Below are 19049 nucleotides of genomic sequence, written 5' to 3'. Positions count from 1 at the left end.
ATGCTTTTGACCGCCTGCTCCTGGAGACGGTTTAGCAAACTCCGCCGCATTATCACTGTCCATGACCAGCCGTGCAGTTATTTGCGCGGTTTTCCTGGATGGCATCCGCTGGTCAACAGCTGACTGAACTGCCCGGCAGCGAGCGGTTGGCTGAACAGGTTGCCTTGCCCCTCATCACAATGCTGTGTGCGCAGAAAATTGAGTTGCTCTGGTTTTTCTATCCCTTCGGCGGTGGTGCGTTGCTTGAGGCTGGCGCCCATGGCAATGGCGGCGCTGACAAGGGTGCCATTGCTGTCTCCGATAGCCTGGATGAATGAGCGATCAATTTTCAGGATATCGATTGGCAGTTGATGCAGATGCCTCAAACTGGAACAACCGGTGCCGAAATCATCCAAGGCCAGCTGTATGCCCATGTCTTTCAGTTGCTTGAGTATGGCTAGGCTGGATCCGACATCGCGCATCAACACCCCTTCGGCGATCTCCAGTTGCAGGCGGTGTGGATGCAGTCCCGTCTCGCTTAAAACCGCTGCTATGCCGCTGATGAAATCCTTGTGACGGAATTCCAGTGCCGAGATATTGATGGCCAGGGAGCCAAATTCTAGCTTCGCCTTTTCCCAGTGTCTGGCCTGCGTGCAGGCGTTATGCAATACCCAGCGACCAATTGGCAGAATCATGCCGCAATCTTCGGCGATTTGCAGAAAACGATCAGGCCGTAGCAAGCCCCATTTCGGATGCATCCAGCGTAACAACGCCTCTGCCCCGATGATTTGTCCAGTCTTCAGGCTGATTTGGGGCTGATAATGCAATATGAATTCATCCCGCGCCAGGGCATGGTGTAAATGTGTTTCGATAGCCAGCCGCTCGACGACGCGTACATTCATTTCATCCTTGAAGAACTGGTAATTGTTGCGTCCCTTTTCTTTCGCGTGGTACATCGCGATATCTGCATGCCTGATCAGCGTTTCCGCATCCTGGCCATCCATGGGGTAAACGCTGATGCCGATGCTGGTGGTCACATGCAGATCATGCTCATCAATCGCATGGGGCGTTGCCAGCGCGGCGAGTATTTTGTCGGCGGTGCGCACGGCATTCTGAGCGTACTTGTCCTGCATGACCAGTATTACGAATTCATCCCCGCCCAAGCGGCTGATGGTATCAGAGCTGCGTACGCAGCCACGCAAACGCTGTGCGACCGATTGCAGTAGTTTGTCCCCGGTCGCATGTCCAAGCGAGTCATTGATATGCTTGAAATTATCCAAGTCCAGAAATAACAGGGCGAGCTTTGTGCCATGCCGCCTGGCCCAGGCAATCGCCTGGGTGATGCGGTCATCCAGCAATACCCGGTTGGGCAGGTTGGTCAATGCATCATGCTGTGCCAGGTAGGCCATTTTGGCGATCATCGCCTGGGCAGCTGTGATGTCGTGAAAAATCATGATCGCGCCGATAAGCTGGTTACCGGCATCGTGCAACGGCGCAGCAGAATACTCGATTGCCGTTTCGCTGCCGTCGCGCCGGAGCATAATTGCGCCTGCTTCCAATGTCATCGTTTTGTCCTGCTGCAGCGCGAGCTCGATCGGATTCGGGGTGGCCTGATGCGAGTGACTGTCGACCATGCGCAGCACTTTCCCGATGGTCTGGCCGCACGCTTCTTCCCTGGGCCATCCGGTCATGTTTTCTGCTGCGAGGTTCAGGTAGTTGATATGGCCAGACTGATCGGTGCCGATGACCGCCTCGCTGATATGATCGAGCGTGGTTTCCGTACGTGTTTTTTCGATGAAGAGTGATTGCTCGATGGCCTTGCGGCGAATGATGCTGTGCAGCACATGCGCTAACAACGGATGGTCGCAGTAGGTTTTAGCCAGGTAGTCCTGGGCGCCATGTTCAACTGCTTCGGTTGCCAGTTTGTCATCGTCTGTGGGGCCGATGGTCAGGATGGGGATTTGTGGTGCCATGGCAAACAGCTTGCTGACCGCGGCCATGTCTTGGCTGTCTGGTGACGACAGGTCGACCACCATTGCATCGAAGATCGCATGCCCTAGCCGTTCAAGTCCGTCAGCGAGCCGTTCTGCCCGTTCGACGCTGAATGCTCCGATGGTTGTTTCCTGGCAGATGGCTGCCAGTTTTTCGCCAGCGGTAGCATCATTCGTAATGATCAGAATTCGATGCGTCATTTGATTGCCCGGCTATTCGATGAGTGGGTGGTAATGATTTTTTCTTATTATTTGACCGAGTTAAACGCAGATTCACGCAGATTCTCAATTACGCCATGTAGACCCCTTGCGCCGACCGTTAGCCGCCTTTGTCGTGCGGCCAACGTATGACAATCTTGTTCATCTTAATCGTCATTGCTGTCATCGTCTATACTTTTACCCTGACAGCGGGCGTATGCCCCAAGGGGTAACGATCTGGAATGAGAAATAGAGATCGTTTGGTTTACAAGACGAGAATCGCCCGATAATCGTTGACGTTGGTATGGGTCGGCCCGGTGATGACGAGATCATTCAGCTGCTCGAAGAAGGTGGCGGCGTCGTTGTCGTCGAGCGAGGTGGCCGGATGGAGAGCGAGCTGTTTGGCCCGGTCTAGCGTGTCGGGCGTGAGGGTGGCTCCGGCGCAGGTTTCGGTGCCGTCGATGCCATCGGTATCGCAGGCCAACGCATAGACATTTTCCAGGCCATTCAGCGCGAGGGCAAGCGCCAACAGAAATTCGGTGTTTCGCCCGCCGCGTCCGCTGCCTTTTACCGTGACGGTGGTTTCACCGCCAGAAATCAGCACGGCCGGTGCCTGGGCCGGGTTGCCGTAATGGCGCACCTCCCGGGCAATGGCCGCATAAACCTGCGCGACCTCGCGCGCTTCGCCGGTTACCGTATCGCCCAGAATGAGAGGCGTAATACCGCGTGCTTGAAAAAAACGGGCGGCGGCCGCCAGCGATTGATGGGCGGTTGCGATGACCCGGTTTTTGACGTTTCTGAAAAGTGGATCCCCTGGCTTGGGCGTTTCCTCAATGCCTTGCTGACTATAGGTATGTAAAAGTTGCATGACCGGGGGTGGTGCCGTGATCGCATAACGCTCGAGCAATGCGAGCACATCCTGGAAGCTGGTCGGATCCGGCGCACAAGGTCCGGAAGCAATATGCGTGGGATCGTTGTCGGTGACATCGGAGATGATCAGGCTGCGCACCGGCGCGCGGCAGGCGGCGGCGAGCTTGCCGCCGAGCGCGATTGATAAATGCTTGCGGACTGTATTGATCGCCTGGATGGGCGCGCCGCACAACAGCAACTGGCGCGTGATCGCCTGGTAAGCATCCAGGGTGAGGCCTGCGATTGGCGCCGATAACAGGCTCGAACCTCCGCCACTGAACAGGCCGAGCAACAAGTCGTCGGGCCCAAGCCTGCGTACTGCCTCCAGCATGGTGCGGGTGGCCTGTTCCCCTTGCGTGTCAGGTAGCGGATGGCCGCCTTCGATGACGGTGATGCGCCGGGTCGGCAGGCGATGGCCATGGGGGGTAATCACCATGCCATGCAATGGCGCGTGCACCGGCCAGTGGGCCTCCACCGCCTGCGCCATTGCAGCCGCCGCCTTGCCTGCGCCGGCGACCCATGTGCTGCCCTTGGGGGGATCGGGCAAGTGCGGTGGAACAATCTGCAGCGGGTTGGCTGCGTCGATTGCTGCCTGGAAACTGTCGCGCAGCAATTCCCGCGGATTCATGGGGCCGCTCGTGTCATGCTGGAAGCCAACATCGGCCGCAGAAAGTATCCGGTGAAACTGGCCGGATTATCGGCAACATCTTCGGGGGTGCCGGTCGCAATAATCTGGCCGCCGCCCGCGCCGCCCTCGGGGCCAAGATCGATGAGCCAGTCGGCGGTTTTGATGACATCCAGGTTGTGTTCGATGACCACCATGGTATTGCCATGGTCGCGCAAGCGGTGCAGCACTTTGAGCAGCAGGTCGATATCCTGGAAATGCAGGCCGGTCGTCGGTTCGTCCAAAATATAAAGTGTACGGCCGGTATCGCGCTTAGACAACTCCAGCGACAGCTTGACGCGCTGGGCCTCGCCGCCGGACAGGGTGGTGGCTGACTGCCCCAGGGTGATGTAACCCAGCCCGACATCCAGCAGCGTGCGTAGCTTGCGTGCAACCACCGGCACGCTCTCGAAAAACGCGTAAGCATTTTCCACCGTCATTTGCAGGATTTCGTGGATATTCTTGCCCTTGTACTGAATTTCCAGCGTTTCACGGTTGTAGCGCTTGCCATGGCAGACATTGCAGGCCACATAAATATCCGGCAGGAAATGCATTTCCACTTTGATGACGCCATCGCCCTGGCAGGCTTCACAGCGCCCGCCCTTGACGTTGAACGAAAACCTGCCGGGTGTATAGCCACGTTCTCTTGCCTGCGGCACGCCGGCGAACAGCTCGCGGATGGGGGTGAACAGGCCGGTGTACGTGGCGGGATTGGAACGCGGTGTGCGACCGATCGGACTTTGATCGATATCGATGACCTTGTCGAAAAATTCCAGGCCGTCGATGCCCTGGTGGGCGGCGGGATCGGTGTGACTGCCATACAGATGGCGCGCCACCGCCCGGTATAAGGTGTCGTTGATCAGTGTCGATTTGCCGGAGCCCGAGACGCCGGTAATGCAGACCAGAAGGCCGATCGGCAGATCGAGCTGCACCTGTTTGAGATTGTTGCCGCTTGCGCCGTAGATATGCAGCATCCGTTCCGGATTGGGTGGCGTGCGCGTGGCGGGCACCGGAATGGTGCGTTTGCCGGACAGATATTGGCCCGTCAGCGAATCGGGATTGGCCTGGATAGCGTTGGGTGAGCCCTCGGCAACGACACAGCCGCCATGCTCGCCCGCACCTGGGCCCATGTCGACGACATGGTCGGCCAGCATGATGGCATCCTGATCATGTTCGACCACGATGACGCTGTTGCCGAGATCGCGCAAATGCTTGAGCGTTTCCAGCAGCCGCCCGTTATCGCGCTGATGCAAGCCGATCGAAGGCTCGTCCAGTACATACATGACGCCAGTCAGGCCGGAGCCGATCTGGCTGGCCAGCCGGATGCGCTGCGCCTCGCCGCCAGAGAGTGTGTCGGCCGAACGGTCCAGCGACAGATAGTCGAGCCCGACGTTGTTGAGAAACTGCAGGCGATTGGAGATTTCCCGGACGATGCGCTCCGCGATCGCCTGTTTATGACCAGACAATTCCATTTCATCGAAAAAGCGCTTGGCCTGGCGCAATGGCCAAGTGCTGATCTCAAAAATCGTCTTGTTCTCGACCAGCACATGCCGGGCATCGCGACACAAGCGCGTGCCCTTGCATTCGGGACAAACGCGCGCGTTGATGAATTTAGCCAGCTCCTCACGCACGGCCTGCGATTCCGTTTCACGGTAACGGCGCTCCATGCTCGGGATGACCCCTTCAAAAACATGCACCTGCTTGTTCGCGCGTCCTTGCTCGTTGAGATAATTGAAAGCGATTTTCTCTTTGCCGGAGCCATGCAGGATGATCTGTTGAATATTCTCATCCAGCTGCTCGAACGGTGTATCCAGATCGAAATCGTAATGACTGGCGAGTGCTTGCAGTATCTGGAAATAAAACTGATTGCGCCGGTCCCAGTTCTTGATTGCGCCGCTCGCCAGTGACAAATGGGGAAAGGCAACGATGCGCGCCGGATCGAAGAAAGTGATTTGGCCCAGCCCATCACACCGGGGGCAGGCGCCGACCGGGTTGTTGAACGAGAACAGGCGCGGCTCCAGTTCGGAGAGGGAGTAGCTGCAAACAGGGCAACTGAATTTGGCCGAGAACAAATGTTCCTTGCCGCTATCCATTTCTACTGCCAGCGCTTTGCCCTCGGCATGGCGCAAGGCGGTCTCGAATGATTCCGCCAGCCGTTGCTTGGCGTCCGGCGAGATTTTTAAGCGGTCGACCACGACCTCGATCGTATGCTTCTGGTTTTTATGCAGTTTCGGTAAGGCATCGATGTCGAATACTTCTCCGTCCAGGCGGACGCGGACAAAGCCCTGCGCGCGCAGCTCATCGAATAATTCCAGCTGCTCTCCCTTGCGCCCGATCACGATTGGCGCCAGGATCATCAGCCGTGTATCGGCCGGGAGCTGTAACACATGGTCAACCATTTGCGACACGCTTTGCGCGGCCAGTCGGATGTTGTGCTCCGGGCAGTGCGGTTCGCCTACACGCGCGAACATCAACCGCAGGTAATCATGGATTTCGGTGACGGTCCCGACAGTGGAGCGCGGATTGTGTGAGGTTGCTTTCTGTTCGATTGCGATGGCCGGCGACAGGCCTTCGATCAAATCGACATCGGGTTTTTCCATCAACTGCAGGAACTGGCGCGCGTAGGCCGAAAGCGATTCGACATAGCGCCGTTGTCCTTCGGCATAGAGGGTGTCGAAAGCCAGCGAGGATTTGCCGGAACCGGATAAACCGGTGATTACGACCAGGCGATTGCGAGGCAAATCGAGATTGATATTCTTGAGATTATGTGTCCTTGCACCACGTATTCTGATTAGTTCCATCGGCCTACCTAAGTATGGGTCAACCTGCTAATATACCCAACTTTCCAGTTTTCTCACAATTCTGCTTAATGTCTGTAACCTTGACTTCTAAAACCACATCCAAAATTCCGGAAAAAATGTCGCCCGTGGAGCTGCGTGCATCCATCGGGCTCGCAGGCGTCTATGCGCTGCGCATGTTTGGTTTGTTTATCATCCTGCCCGTTTTTGCGTTCTACGCCGAGGAGCTGCCGGGCGGGGACAATTATACTTTGATCGGTATCGCACTCGGGGCCTACGGTCTGACACAAGCGATCCTGCAGATTCCGTTTGGCTGGCTGTCTGATCGGATCGGGCGCAAACCGGTCATTTACCTGGGGCTGGTCCTGTTCGCCCTGGGCAGCTTTGTTGCCGCGACCGCAACCGACATCTACTGGGTGATCTTCGGCCGCATCATTCAGGGAGCAGGTGCGATTTCCGCGGCTGTCATGGCGCTGGCCGCCGACTTGACGCGCGAGGAACACCGCACCAAGGCGATGGCGATGATCGGCATGACCATCGGTGTTGTGTTCACGTTATCGCTGATGATGGCGCCCTTGCTGAACCAGTGGATCGGGGTGCCGGGGATTTTCCTGTTGACCGGTTGCCTGGCAATGGCGGCCATGGTGGTGGTCTATAAAGCAATACCCAACCCGCTGGTGAGCCGTTTCCACTCCGATACGGAAGTCGCCGCCAGCCGTTTCAGCAGCGTGCTGCGCAACTCGCAATTACTGCGCCTCAATTACGGGATTTTCGCCTTGCATGCAGTCCTGATGGCGCTCTGGCTGGCCGTGCCGCTATCGCTCCGGGATGCAGGTCTGGCGGCCGCAGATCACTGGCAGATCTATTTGCCGGTGATGGTGCTGTCGATCGCGCTGATTGTGCCCGCGATCATTTATGCCGAGAAAAAATCTCAGCTGAAACCGGTTTTCATTGCCGCGATCGCGTTGCTGCTGGTCGGGGAAATGCTGCTGGCGGCGCTGGATGCGACTCTCTGGGGACTGGCCTTTGCGTTGCTGGTCTTTTTCGCGGCCTTCAATCTGCTCGAAGCCAGCCTGCCCTCGCTTATTTCGAAAATCGCACCTGTCGGCGCCAAGGGTACCGCAATCGGCGTCTACAGCAGCACCCAGTTCCTGGGCGCGTTTGTCGGCGCCAGTGCGGGCGGCTACTTGTTTGAACATTACGGGCCCTATGCCATGAGCGCGATGTGCGGCCTGTTGCTGCTCATCTGGCTGATACTGGCTATGACCATGCAGGCGCCGGCCGCAGTGCGTTCCAAAATGTACCAGGTTAGAAAAATGGATGCGGGGCAGGCCAGCGGTTTATCCCGTGAATTGGCGGCATTGCCGGGCGTGTATGAAGCGCTCGTGCTGGCCAATGAACAAGTCGCCTATCTGAAAGTGGATCTCAAGGGATTCGATGAAGAAAAAGTGGTTCAGTTACTAGAAGGGAGTACATAAATGGCGTCACTGAATAAGGTTATGCTGATTGGGAACTTGGGGCGAGACCCGGAAATTCGATATATGCCCAGCGGAGACGCAATGGCGAGCCTAAATCTCGCCACAACCGATACCTGGAAAGACAAAACCGGCGAGAAACAAGAGCGCACCGAATGGCACCGGATCGTGATGTTCGGCAAACAGGCCGAAATCGCTGGCGAGTACCTCAAAAAGGGATCGCAAATCTATATCGAAGGTCGCCTGCAAACCCGCAAGTGGACTGACAAATCCAATATCGAGCGTTACACAACCGAAATCGTCGCCGACCGCATGCAGATGCTGGGCGGCCGCTCCGGTGGCGGCAGTTACGAGGCGCCGGCCGGCAAGGATAACAATTACGATAATGCCAGCGCCAAATCCAGCACGGGCTTTGATGACATGGAAGACGACATCCCGTTTTAACGCTGGCCACGCATCACAACCACAAGGGTGCATTGCATGCGCCGTGCTTAAACAATCCTCTAGCCAGCCACCTCACAGCGAGCTGTAAACTGGCTGTGGGGTGGATATTCAGTCGGTCAGTCAGGCTGCAGACGCACCGCCAGTACGTCGCATTTGGCGTGGTGCAGCACGCTGTTGGCGGTGGAGCCCAGCAGCAATGCGAGGCCATGTCTGCCATGCGAGCCGACTACGATGAGATCGACCCGTTCCTGCTCGGCGATACGGGTAATTTCCTGTTTGGGTTCTCCCCAGACCAGCCAGCGATGGTCCGGGTCGATATCGAACGCATCGCCTAGTTCGTTCAACCGCTGTTTCTCATTTTCCAGCATGCTGTAGGAGGTGTCGATATCCAGCGGGATCAGTGTGCCGTAGGGGGTATCGGGCATCGGAATGTCGTCGAGCACATGGATCAGGCTGAGTTGCGCACCAGTGTGGGCGGCCAGACGGACAGCCTTGTGGGCGACATATTCGTCTTGATCGGAGAAATCTGCGGCGAGCAGAATATGTAGGTAAACAGACATGGTTTTTCCTGATAGTTTGAAGAATGGGAATCAGTTGACCTGGCGGCGCTGCAGGTGGCTGGACAGAAATTCGAGGATATGTTCTTCATAGGTTCTGCCAGCGTAGGTATGCATGTTGTAGTGGCCCGCGCCTTCGACGATCCACAGTTCCTTGGGGGACTGGATGGCTTCATAGAGACGTTCGGCTTCAGCCTGGGTGGTGTGTTTGTCGAGCGTGCCCGCCACCAACAGGACCGGTACAGTCAGATGGCCGATCCGGTTGATGGGATCCAACGACTCCAGCGGTAGATCCAGCAATAGTGACAGATAGGGGAGCAGCAAGAACTTCAGATAAGCGCCGAAATCACCCAGGTGCAGCCGGAGCCGGTTCTCGACCGCTTCGGAAAAGGTCGGATGCAGCGATTCGAGTACCAGCGCATCGAGCCACAGAGGCGGGTCAGCTAGCAGAATGGCCGCAGCGCCCAGGGTGACACCCATCGCACCAATGCGCTCATGCGGGAAAGTATCTCGCAGGTAGGCGACCGCGGCAGTGACATCTGCCGTTTCGCGCGCACCGAAAGTGATGCGCTCGCCGGGGGTTTCCCCATGTGCTTGCAGATCGATCATCAGCACGCTGTAACCTTGCTGGTTCAGGAATCGGGCCCGGCTGAGCATTTCCAGCCGGTTGCTGCGCATGGAATGGGCGAGCAGGAGCGCACCTTTGCCATATGATCCACGCGCCAGCCAGCCATGCACGGCATAGGCATCCCCAACCGGAATGCGGACCTGTTCGACTGGGAAATCCGGCAATAATGTTTCTACCGCAGTTGGGGCGGGGCCCGTTACGATTTCACCCAGAATGATCAGTCCCAGTACGATGATGGCTACGATTGCGGCGAGTTGGATCGCTATCCAGCGAATAATCCGGTTATGCATGTTGGTCTTTGAATCAGAATGGTCGGACAAGCGGCAGAGTGCAGTGGCTCGCGCTGATCGCTTGCTGCACGAATGAATGGTTGCGCATTGCCGGTATTGGTTATTGTAATGATTGACGGACTGGATGGTCCCTGCCGCTATGCCGTTGCCTGTACGGTCAATTTATCGGCTGTTCTCTGGAAAGGATACTATAAAACCTTCCCGTGTTTGCCCGGATTTTATTATTGTTGTACGGCATGGAAGTGGTGCACCGGTGTCCCTGCAGATTTCTCAGTTGCCCCCTGTGTCGGAATTTCAGTTCGAAGTCAGCACCCGGTCGGCAGTGTAGGGTATATTGCATGCACCACGCTGCAGTGAAGCGACAGATTTATGGCCAGTGGCTTTGTCGAGAATTAATCGGGCACGCATGGTTTCTAAAGTGTGTCCGTAATCGGTCGTTCACTGGATGAAATGCCCGGATCAGACCGGACTACGCGAAGTTGTCTGGAACAGTTGGTTGGAACCTGAACCGGGCCCATCAATCCGATCTGGCAAAGCGCGTCAATTTTGTAGCCATAATGCGTGCATTATCGGGTTGCAGTTTTTTATCCGATCAGGCAAGGTTTATGCCAGAAAGCGGCTAACCGTATTGTCGAGGATAATATTTTGAATTTGAAGAATGTGAGCATGCTGAGATTTCATCTTCACTGTTCCAGCAACGAGTGCTTGCCAATACGGTTAGCCGTAATATTGACAGCCCTCAGCCTGGCCGGGTGTGCGCAGCACACACCCAAACCCTTCTCATCCGATTCCGCTCTCAATGTCGCATTCTCGCCGGAAGCAACCGGTCCGATCCCGATTCCCGAAAAACTGCCTTGCGCCAGACGGTATCAGGATGAAATCAATCGTTTGAGGCATTTGCTGGCCGAACGGGATAAACTGATTCAGCGCCTGAGCGCCCGCGAGCTGGATCAGGCGCAGGCGCTGCAGAACACCGCGAGCGAAGTGAGCCGGACCAAGAGTCAACTGCATCGGCTGGCTACGCAGCCGGAAGCCGCTTCCAAAATAGCCGAAGTTGAGATCGAGCTGGAAATGCTCCAGCAAACCGTTCTGGACGAAGCGAGCATCGCTTTGCAGCTGCTGGCACAGCGCCTGCTGGATGCTGCCTCAATCGCCTACAGGCAGATGGATTACAGTCTTGCGATGAATTACGCCGCCCAGGCGCGGGAATTCATTGGCATGATAACTTATCTGGCCGGACAAACACCGGAAGCGCAGTCTATTACCGTCATTCTGCGCACGCCCATGACATTGCTGACTGCTGACAGTGGTGAATTGTGGGCTGAACCGAACGACCGGGCGCAAGCCACAGCTTTGCTGGCAAAAAATACAGCGCTTACCGCCACGGCCTACCATGGTAGCTGGCTGCGTGTGCAGACTGAGGATGGCCGAACGGGATGGATTCGTAATACCATGGTGGACATACGGCTGATAGTTCCGGATTTCCAGAGCTAGCCCGCCAACGCGCATGCATGCACAGACGCAGGTTGCTGTATCCAGGGCATGCTGGCGTGCTCAAAAAATGGAATCAAGCATTTTGCCAAGGCGGTAACAGGGGCATCGTTGCCCACGGTTTGGGGAAAACGAGTGTGTGTTGGCATGTGTCATATTATTGCATGATTGATCAGAATGTTGTGGTTCCGGAAAATATCTGCTAGGCTGGTATTTCGATAAAGCAGTAGTGTTTGATACTGACAGATTGAGAGTTGCCATCCTGAGTTGTGGATGCAACCCGCATCATTGCAAACTAGGGTTCCGGCTTTCCGGTAAAGCGAAAGTGTCTGGTCCAAGAGTTTGAAGCTTCGTCATGACGAAGCTCCACGGAGGGATAAAAGCCCGGGAGATCACGTAATGCCATAGGTATTGCGACTCTCGGTCATTTTTTCTGACTCTATGGAGATTTCGTTATGCACATCCTATCCCTTCAAGTATTCGCTGGTATATTTTCCTGCTGGTGGCTGGCCAGGCTCTGCGCATTGCCCGGCGGCATCCCGATAGAGCCGGTTCTAACCTCGTGCCTGCTTGCGAACAGGCGAGTCTTTTGCCGCACGGCTGGCGGGTTTGACAAGCTGCATGCCGGCATTTCTAAAATCTGGCGTCTTTCCGGCTTGTTCTTTTTGCCCTGTCCGATTGTGCTGCCTGCAAGCCGTTCACTATCAGCACCATGCGTGGTCGAGCACCGGTTATTCTGGATGATATGAGGAAATAACATGTCTATTATGCAAACTTCCAGCCATCCCGCCACATCTGTCGTAGCCGAGGATCCCGCTATGCTCAATCGTAGTATGGGGGTATGGAACAGCTTCACGCTTGGCTTTGCGGTTGTTTCACCGGTTGTCGGTCTGTACGCCATCATCGGTGTGCAGACCCAGGTTACGGGTGGTGGGTGGTTTACGGCACTGGCCATTTGCCTGGTCATGCAATTGCTGGTCGCAACCGTTTATGCCGAGTTGGCCTCGCAGTTTCCCATCGCGGGCGGTGCGTACAAATGGGCCAGGCAGCTGGGCGGAACCATCACTGGCCAATATGCCGGAGTCATTTATGTGTGTTCGACCATTGCCATGCTCACCACCACTGCCTATACCGGAGGGATCTGGCTTTCGATCCTGTTCGATTCGGCCAGCACGAGCGGCGAGATGATGGTGCTGTGGGGGCTGATTTTTTTGCTGTTGTGCATGTTGCTTAATCTGGTGCACGACAGGGTGTTCAGGATAACCATCGCACTGGGTGTTTATGCCGAGGTTGTCGGTTCACTCGGCATCGCAGTGCTGCTGTTTCTGTTTTTCCGTGAGCATCCTTTTTCCGAGTTGTTTCAACATCTGGGTACGGGCAGCGCGCCCAGCAAGACGGCTGCTTTTTTGGCCGCGCTGGCCATTGCCGGCTGGGCGTTTATCGGTTTCGATGCCTGTTCCACGACTGCGGAGGAAACCTGTGAGCCCAAGCGCATGGTGCCACGCGCGATTTTTCTGGCGCTGTCTGCGGTCGGTGCGGTGGTGGTGTTCAATTCGGCTGCGCTGACGCTGTCCTTTGATCACGATACGTTGGCCAGGACCAGCGCGACTTTCGATCCGATCACCCCCTTGATCGCTTCCCATATCGGCGACTGGTTCGAGAAGCCGTTTCTGGCCATCGTGGTGGTCGCGTTCCTGGCCTGTGGCGCATCCGTGGTCAAGTACACCTCGCGCATCGTATTTTCGATGGCGCGCGAGGGCAATATGCCCCAGCGGTTATGCCGGGTCACTGCCGACAAGACCCCGCGCAATGCGGTGCTGACGACGGTAACGATGGCGGCCCTCGGCTTGTTGCTGGGGCTGAGCGATGAGGCGGTCGCGCTCATCATTGCCTTCGGCACCGGTGGGTTGTATGCGATGTTTGCCATGACGACCGGTGTGGGTTTGTTCACCCGTCTGACCGGGCGCTGGAATCCGGCGCTGGGAGAGTTGAAGCTGGGTAAATGGGGGCTGGTCATCAATTTCCTGGCTTTTGTCTGGTCGTTGTTCGAGCTCATCAATATTGCCTGGCCGCGCAGTTACTTTGCCGGGGCCGATGCGCCCTGGTGGCAGCTCTGGGCTGTGCCACTGGTGCTGGGCGGCATTTTGAGCTGCACCACTTTGTCCATTCTGATTAGGAGGTATCAATGAGCGAATCTATCGATAGCTTATGGGAGACCTATCTTCCCGGCGGATGTCACTGGTCGGGTATCGTGCGTCGCGGCGTGACCCTGCGTCTGATCGATGTGAAAGGATGTGCCAACGCTGCCGTGTTGTTTTTTAATGCCGAAGAAAAACTCGAGCGTTTCAACATGGCAGATACGCTGAAAACGCAACATACTTTCCGTTTGACGAGCGGCCATGCCTGCCATTCGGACATGGGTCGAATTTTTTGCTGCATCAGCGCCGATACGGCTGGCTGGCACGATGTCGTGTGCGGGTTGAGCGACAGCCGCTTGATCCACGATAAATATGGCAGCGCGCGCTATCAGGAATGCCGCAACGCAATGTATCGCAGCGGGCTGGACGGTATGCTGATTGAATTGGGTAAATGGGGTCTGGGCCGGCGTGACGTGGTGTCCAACATCAATTTTTTCAGCAAGGTCACGGCCGATTCTGACGGCCGGCTGACCTTTCATGTCGATCGTGGTCAAGCAGGTGATTATGTTGATTTGGCGTTTGAGATGGATACACTGGTCATTTTGAGCGCAGCCCCTCATCCATTGGATACCAGATCTGAATATCAGCCGGGGGCCGTCAGGCTGATCGCCTTCGCCACGCCGCCCGATGCAGGTCAGGCATGTGCGCAGATAGCGGAGAACGCGCGTGGCTTGGAGAATACGCGTCGCTTATATGCTACAGGAGGAGACAAACAATGAATATTCCGGTTATCCAGGAGAGTGCGCGCAACCCTGCCCAGGCGGTCATAGACGAAATTTGTCCTGCCGGCGAGCCGTGGGTAAGAACCCTTAAACGGGGGCAGACTTTTCGTATTGTCGATCTGGAAGGCAATCAGGCGGTTGATACCTTGTTTTTCAGTGCCGAAGATCCGCTCGAACGCTATAGTGCCGCCGATACCATTCGGATTCAGCGCCAGCTTTATCTCGGCAACGGCAGCATACTTTATTCCAATTTCGGCAACGCGATGCTGACGATTGTAGCCGATACCTGCGGACGGCATGACACACTCGGTGGCGCCTGTTCGGCCGAGAGCAATACGACCCGCTATGCGCTCGAGAAATATCCGATGCACAGTTGCCGCGACAATTTTTTGCATGCACTGGCCCACGAGGCGGATTGTGAGCGAATCGGCTTGAGCAAGCGCGATCTGAGCAGCAATATCAATTTTTTCATGAATGTGCCGGTGACCGAGGCAGGGGGTCTGGAATTCGTCGATGGGATTTCGGCGCCCGGCAAATATGTCGAGATGCGGGCGGAAATGGCTGTCCTGGTGCTGATCTCCAATTGTCCCCAGCTCAACAACCCCTGCAATGCATACAATCCGACACCAATTCGTCTGCTGGTCTGGGATCCTCAATAAGGGGTGGCTATGTTTGAAAAAGTTCTGATCGCCAATCGCGGTGCTATCGCTTGCCGTGTCATGCGTACCCTGCGTTGCATGGGAATCAAAAGTGTGGCGATTTATACCCGGGCGGATGCGCTGTCGCGACATGTGCTGGAAGCCGATGAAAACGTGTGTATTGGCGAGGGGCTGGCGAGCGAAAGCTATTTATGTGCGGACAAAGTGCTAGCGGTTGCGCTGCAAACCGGCGCGCAGGCGATTCATCCGGGCTACGGATTTCTGAGCGAGAACGCTGATTTTGCCGAACAATGCGCCGCACAGGGTATTTGCTTTCTGGGGCCGGCTCCCGAACAAATGCGTGCATTCGGTCTCAAGCATACTGCCCGTGCCTTGGCGAGACAGCATCAGGTGCCGTTGCTGCCAGGCACGGAATTACTGTCCAGCCTCGAGATGGCTTGTCATGAAGTGCGTCATATCGGTTATCCGGTCATGCTCAAGAGTACGGCCGGCGGCGGGGGGATCGGGATGCGTCTGTGTTGGAATCAGCAGGAGCTGATCGATGCCTATGAATCCGTCAAAAGTCTGGCGCAGAGTAATTTCAGTGATGCGGGGCTGTTCCTGGAGAAGTATATCGACCAGGCGCGTCATATCGAGGTACAGATTTTTGGCGATGGTCAGGGTAATGTGATTGCGTTGGGCGAGCGCGATTGCTCGATGCAGCGGCGTAACCAGAAGGTGATCGAGGAAACGCCGGCGCCCGATTTGCCTGCTTCGGTTCGGGAGGCGCTGCGCCAGACAGCGGTGCGCCTGGGCGGGTCTGTCCGCTATCGATCGGCCGGGACTGTCGAATATATCTACGATGCCGCCACACAGCAGTTCTATTTTCTGGAAGTGAACACGCGCTTGCAAGTCGAACATGGCGTCACCGAAATGGTGACGGGCGTGGATCTGGTCGAGTGGATGGTTTTGCTGGGCGCGGGTGAACTGCCGCCGCTTGATTCATTTGCGATTCAGCCCCGCGGCGCCTCCATTCAGGCACGGGTTTATGCCGAGAACCCGGCCAAGGACTTTCAACCAGCCAGCGGTTTGCTGAGTGCGGTGGCGTTTCCTGCCGATGTGCGGGTCGAAACCTGGGTGGAGTCAGGCTGTGAGGTATCGGCCTTCTATGATCCGATGCTCGCTAAAATCATTGTGCATGCCGATGACCGTGTACAGGCGATCGAACGTCTGCGTGAGGCGCTGCGGGGTACGACGCTTTATGGCATCGAGACCAATCTGGATTATCTCGGACAGATCTTGTCGAGCACGGGATTTCGTTCTGGTCAGGTCAGCACCCAGTATCTTTCAGGATTGCATTACCGGGCGCACACGGTGGATGTGCTGGCGGCCGGGATGCAGACGACAGTCCAGGATTATCCCGGCAGGCTGGGTTATTGGCATGTCGGTGTGCCACCATCCGGTCCGATGGACGGTCTGGCTTTTCGTCTCGCCAATCGGTTGGTGGGCAATGCGGATGACAAGGCGGGCCTGGAAATCACGTTGGTCGGCCCTACGCTCAGATTCAACTGCGATGCACAGATCGCGCTGTGTGGCGCGCCGATCGATGTTTGGTTGGACGATGAGCCGCTGGCGCTGTGGCAATCGCACTGTGTGCAAGCAGGAGCGCTGCTGCGGTTCGGGAAGGTGCAGCAAGCGGGTAGCCGGATTTATTTGGCGGTGCAGGGCGGCATGCAGGTGCCGGATTATCTGGGCAGTCAATCGACTTTCACGCTCGGCCAGTTTGGTGGCCACGCCGGGCGCGTCCTGCGCAACGGGGACGTGTTACATCTCTTGCCGGCAACCCGTAGTCAATCTAGAGCCTTGCCAGCGGATGCGGTGCCAAGTTACACCAATCAGTGGACGATAGGGGTGTTATACGGTCCGCATGGCGCGCCAGATTTTTTCACTGAAGCGGATATCGAGGATTTTTTTGTCACCGACTGGAAAGTGCATCACAACTCCAGCCGCACCGGTATCCGTCTGATCGGGCCCAGACCGCAATGGGCGCGCAGTGATGGCGGCGAAGCTGGGCTGCATCCTTCCAATATTCACGATAATCCCTACGCCGTTGGCGCCATCGATTTTACCGGCGATATGCCGATCATACTGGGTCCGGATGGGCCCAGCCTGGGTGGCTTTGTTTGCCCTGCGGTCGTAGCACAGGCTGAATTGTGGAAAACCGGCCAACTGAAACCCGGCGATAGCGTACGCTTTTATCCATTGACCCTGGCGCAGGCGCTTGAGCTGGAGGTGCGGCAAGATCGCTTGGTGCGGGAATTGCATGCTGTTGACGCCATGCAAATAGAAAGTATCTGCACTCCCGCAGCGCAGTTGGCTGACCCTGTTCTGCATCGCATTCCACAGCAGGATGGGCAGGTAGAGGTCGTTTATCGGCAATCCGGCGACAAGTATTTGTTGATTGAATATGGCCCGCCGGTGCTCGATCTGGTTTTGCGCTGCCGGGTTCATGTCTTGTTGAACTGGCTGCAGCAGTATGTTGGGCAGGGGCAGCTGCCCGGCATTCTGGATATTACTCCCGGTATCCGCTCCTTGCAGGTTCATTTTGATTCGCGCTTGCTGGATCGCGACTGCCTGCTGGACGAGCTGGTCGCTGCAGAGTCGGAGCTGGCTGCGGTCGATGATGTGCAGGTTCCGGCACGCATTGTGCATCTGCCGCTGTCCTGGGATGACGCGGCCACGCGCCAGGCAATCGAAAAATATATGCAGTCGGTGCGCCCGGATGCGCCCTGGTGTCCGAGCAATATCGAATTCATTCGCCGCATCAATGGACTGGACAGCATTGAGGCAGTCAAACAGATTGTGTTCGAAGCCAGCTATCTGGTCATGGGACTGGGCGATGTCTATTTAGGGGCGCCGGTCGCTACGCCGATCGACCCGCGTCACCGGCTTGTCACCACCAAATACAATCCTGCGCGCACTTGGACGCCCGAAAACGCAGTGGGCATCGGTGGTGCGTATCTGTGTATCTACGGCATGGAAGGGCCGGGGGGCTATCAGTTTGTCGGGCGTACCGTGCAAATGTGGAACCGCTACCGGCAGACGCCGGATTTCAAGGCAGGCACGCCCTGGCTATTGCGTTTTTTTGATCAGATTCGTTTCTATCCGGTAACCGAAGAAGAGCTGCTGACATTGCGTGAGGATTTTTTGAGCGGGCGTTTCGTCCTGCGCACGGAGGAGACGGTTTTCAGTTTGCGGGCATACCAGGCATTCCTGCGCCAGCATGCAGCCAGCATCGAAGCGTTCAAAACCCGTCAGCAGGCCGCTTTTGAAGCCGAGCGCGAGCGCTGGCTGGCCAATAATTTACTGGATTATGTCAACGAGGAAACACTCGATGATGCCGGTGTGCAAAGCGAGCTGGATTTGCCTGCTGGTGCCCATGCTATCAGTGCCGACGTGACCGGTACGGTCTGGAAGTTGCTGGTCGAGATCGGCCAGCCTGTCAAAGTGGGTGACCCCGTACTCGTGCTCGAATCGATGAAGATGGAGATTACGTTGAATGCGACCGCCGGTGGCATCGTGGGACAGATCAGCTGCAAGCAGGGCGATTATGTCTCGGCCGGGCAACTGTTGCTGATTCTGCAGGAGGTATAGGTGGGAACGCTGCCTGCTTGTGCAAAATTTTACTGATTGTGATCTGTCAGCGCACCGGTTGAATGCTGGTTCCATTTCAAGGTGCCGTCACCCAGGCTTGCGGTGGGCGGGATTGCCGCGCCGCTTCCGTGGCTCGCAAAGACAGTGATGAGGGTGGGCGAAGGTCGTTGGGTGCGCTTGCGCACCGTCAAAATACTTCGATCGCTGCGAGCCAATCGACTCGTATAACAAAAACCGGTGCGCAAGTGTGCCCTACACGCCTGTGGCAATAAAAATGTGCTTTTTTCTCCAGAATTCGCTTGGTTTGAAGCGCAGTTCATGGCGCGGCCCAACGGGCCGCAGCCATCCAGATGCTGTTCGGCAACCATGCATCGTCGCTATGGATATGACGCCCAAGCGATGGGCCTAGGAGG

At 56.5% G+C, this 19049-nt stretch carries 13 protein-coding genes and 1 riboswitch; of the genes, 8 read left to right on the top strand and 5 right to left on the bottom strand.

Annotation, left to right across the window (positions count from 1 at the left end; translation table 11 throughout):
* Window positions 1-77 precede the first annotated feature (77 nt).
* The 3 genes from ABTW62_RS11495 to uvrA form a co-directional block, all read right to left on the bottom strand.
* On the bottom strand, window positions 78-2171 hold the full coding sequence (locus ABTW62_RS11495) for a putative bifunctional diguanylate cyclase/phosphodiesterase (protein ID WP_430904721.1): 2094 nt from the start codon (window positions 2169-2171) through the stop codon (window positions 78-80).
* A gap of 262 nt (window positions 2172-2433) precedes the next feature.
* Entirely contained in the window at window positions 2434-3705 is a 1272-nt protein-coding gene (locus ABTW62_RS11490; protein ID WP_430904720.1) for a glycerate kinase type-2 family protein, read from the bottom strand.
* A complete protein-coding gene (gene uvrA, locus ABTW62_RS11485; RefSeq protein WP_430904719.1) occupies window positions 3702-6542 on the bottom strand; it encodes an excinuclease ABC subunit UvrA in 2841 nt (946 codons plus the stop codon). Before uvrA ends, ABTW62_RS11490 begins: the two co-directional genes overlap by 4 nt.
* Before the next feature lie 116 nt (window positions 6543-6658).
* Here uvrA and ABTW62_RS11480 point away from each other — a divergent pair, with 116 nt between their 5' ends.
* Window positions 6659-8017 (top strand): MFS transporter, encoded by a 1359-nt coding sequence (locus ABTW62_RS11480; protein WP_430904722.1) that lies wholly within the window; start codon window positions 6659-6661, stop codon window positions 8015-8017.
* Window positions 8018-8458: a single-stranded DNA-binding protein gene (ssb, locus tag ABTW62_RS11475; RefSeq protein ID WP_430904718.1), complete on the top strand. Its 441-nt coding sequence runs from the start codon at window positions 8018-8020 to the stop codon at window positions 8456-8458.
* A gap of 116 nt (window positions 8459-8574) precedes the next feature.
* On the opposite strand, the gene ABTW62_RS11470 is transcribed toward ssb, so the two are convergent.
* Window positions 8575-9018, bottom strand: a complete 444-nt coding sequence (locus tag ABTW62_RS11470; RefSeq protein WP_430904717.1) for a universal stress protein — start codon at window positions 9016-9018, stop codon at window positions 8575-8577.
* Between the two features lie 30 nt (window positions 9019-9048).
* Window positions 9049-9933: an alpha/beta hydrolase gene (locus tag ABTW62_RS11465; RefSeq protein WP_430904716.1), complete on the bottom strand. Its 885-nt coding sequence runs from the start codon at window positions 9931-9933 to the stop codon at window positions 9049-9051.
* 729 nt (window positions 9934-10662) lie between these two features.
* Here ABTW62_RS11465 and ABTW62_RS11460 point away from each other — a divergent pair.
* The 6 genes from ABTW62_RS11460 (at window position 10663) to uca (ending at window position 18636) form a co-directional block, all read left to right on the top strand.
* Complete coding sequence (locus ABTW62_RS11460) at window positions 10663-11427, top strand: SH3 domain-containing protein (protein WP_430904715.1); 765 nt, start codon at window positions 10663-10665, stop codon at window positions 11425-11427.
* Between the two features lie 281 nt (window positions 11428-11708).
* A riboswitch (guanidine-I (ykkC/yxkD leader) is annotated at window positions 11709-11817 on the top strand.
* A 62-nt stretch (window positions 11818-11879) separates the two neighbouring features.
* Entirely contained in the window at window positions 11880-12173 is a 294-nt protein-coding gene (locus tag ABTW62_RS11455) for a hypothetical protein (protein WP_430904714.1), read from the top strand.
* A 9-nt stretch (window positions 12174-12182) separates the two neighbouring features.
* Window positions 12183-13613: an APC family permease gene (locus ABTW62_RS11450; protein ID WP_430904713.1), complete on the top strand. Its 1431-nt coding sequence runs from the start codon at window positions 12183-12185 to the stop codon at window positions 13611-13613.
* Window positions 13610-14341, top strand: a complete 732-nt coding sequence (locus ABTW62_RS11445; RefSeq protein WP_430904712.1) for an urea amidolyase associated protein UAAP1 — start codon at window positions 13610-13612, stop codon at window positions 14339-14341. Before ABTW62_RS11450 ends, ABTW62_RS11445 begins: the two co-directional genes overlap by 4 nt.
* The gene (locus tag ABTW62_RS11440) at window positions 14338-15003 is read left to right on the top strand and encodes an urea amidolyase associated protein UAAP2 (RefSeq protein WP_430904711.1); all 666 of its coding nucleotides are present in this window, start codon (window positions 14338-14340) and stop codon (window positions 15001-15003) included. Before ABTW62_RS11445 ends, ABTW62_RS11440 begins: the two co-directional genes overlap by 4 nt.
* A gap of 9 nt (window positions 15004-15012) precedes the next feature.
* Window positions 15013-18636 (top strand): urea carboxylase, encoded by a 3624-nt coding sequence (gene uca / locus ABTW62_RS11435; RefSeq protein WP_430904709.1) that lies wholly within the window; start codon window positions 15013-15015, stop codon window positions 18634-18636.
* The last annotated feature ends 413 nt before the right edge of the window (window positions 18637-19049 follow it).

The sequence above is a fragment of the Nitrosomonas sp. ANs5 genome (assembly GCF_050584665.1).
In the GTDB taxonomy this organism is placed as follows: domain Bacteria; phylum Pseudomonadota; class Gammaproteobacteria; order Burkholderiales; family Nitrosomonadaceae; genus Nitrosomonas.
The sequence above is the reverse complement of the archived record's forward strand: the minus strand, read 5'-3'. Positions and strand labels throughout refer to the sequence as shown.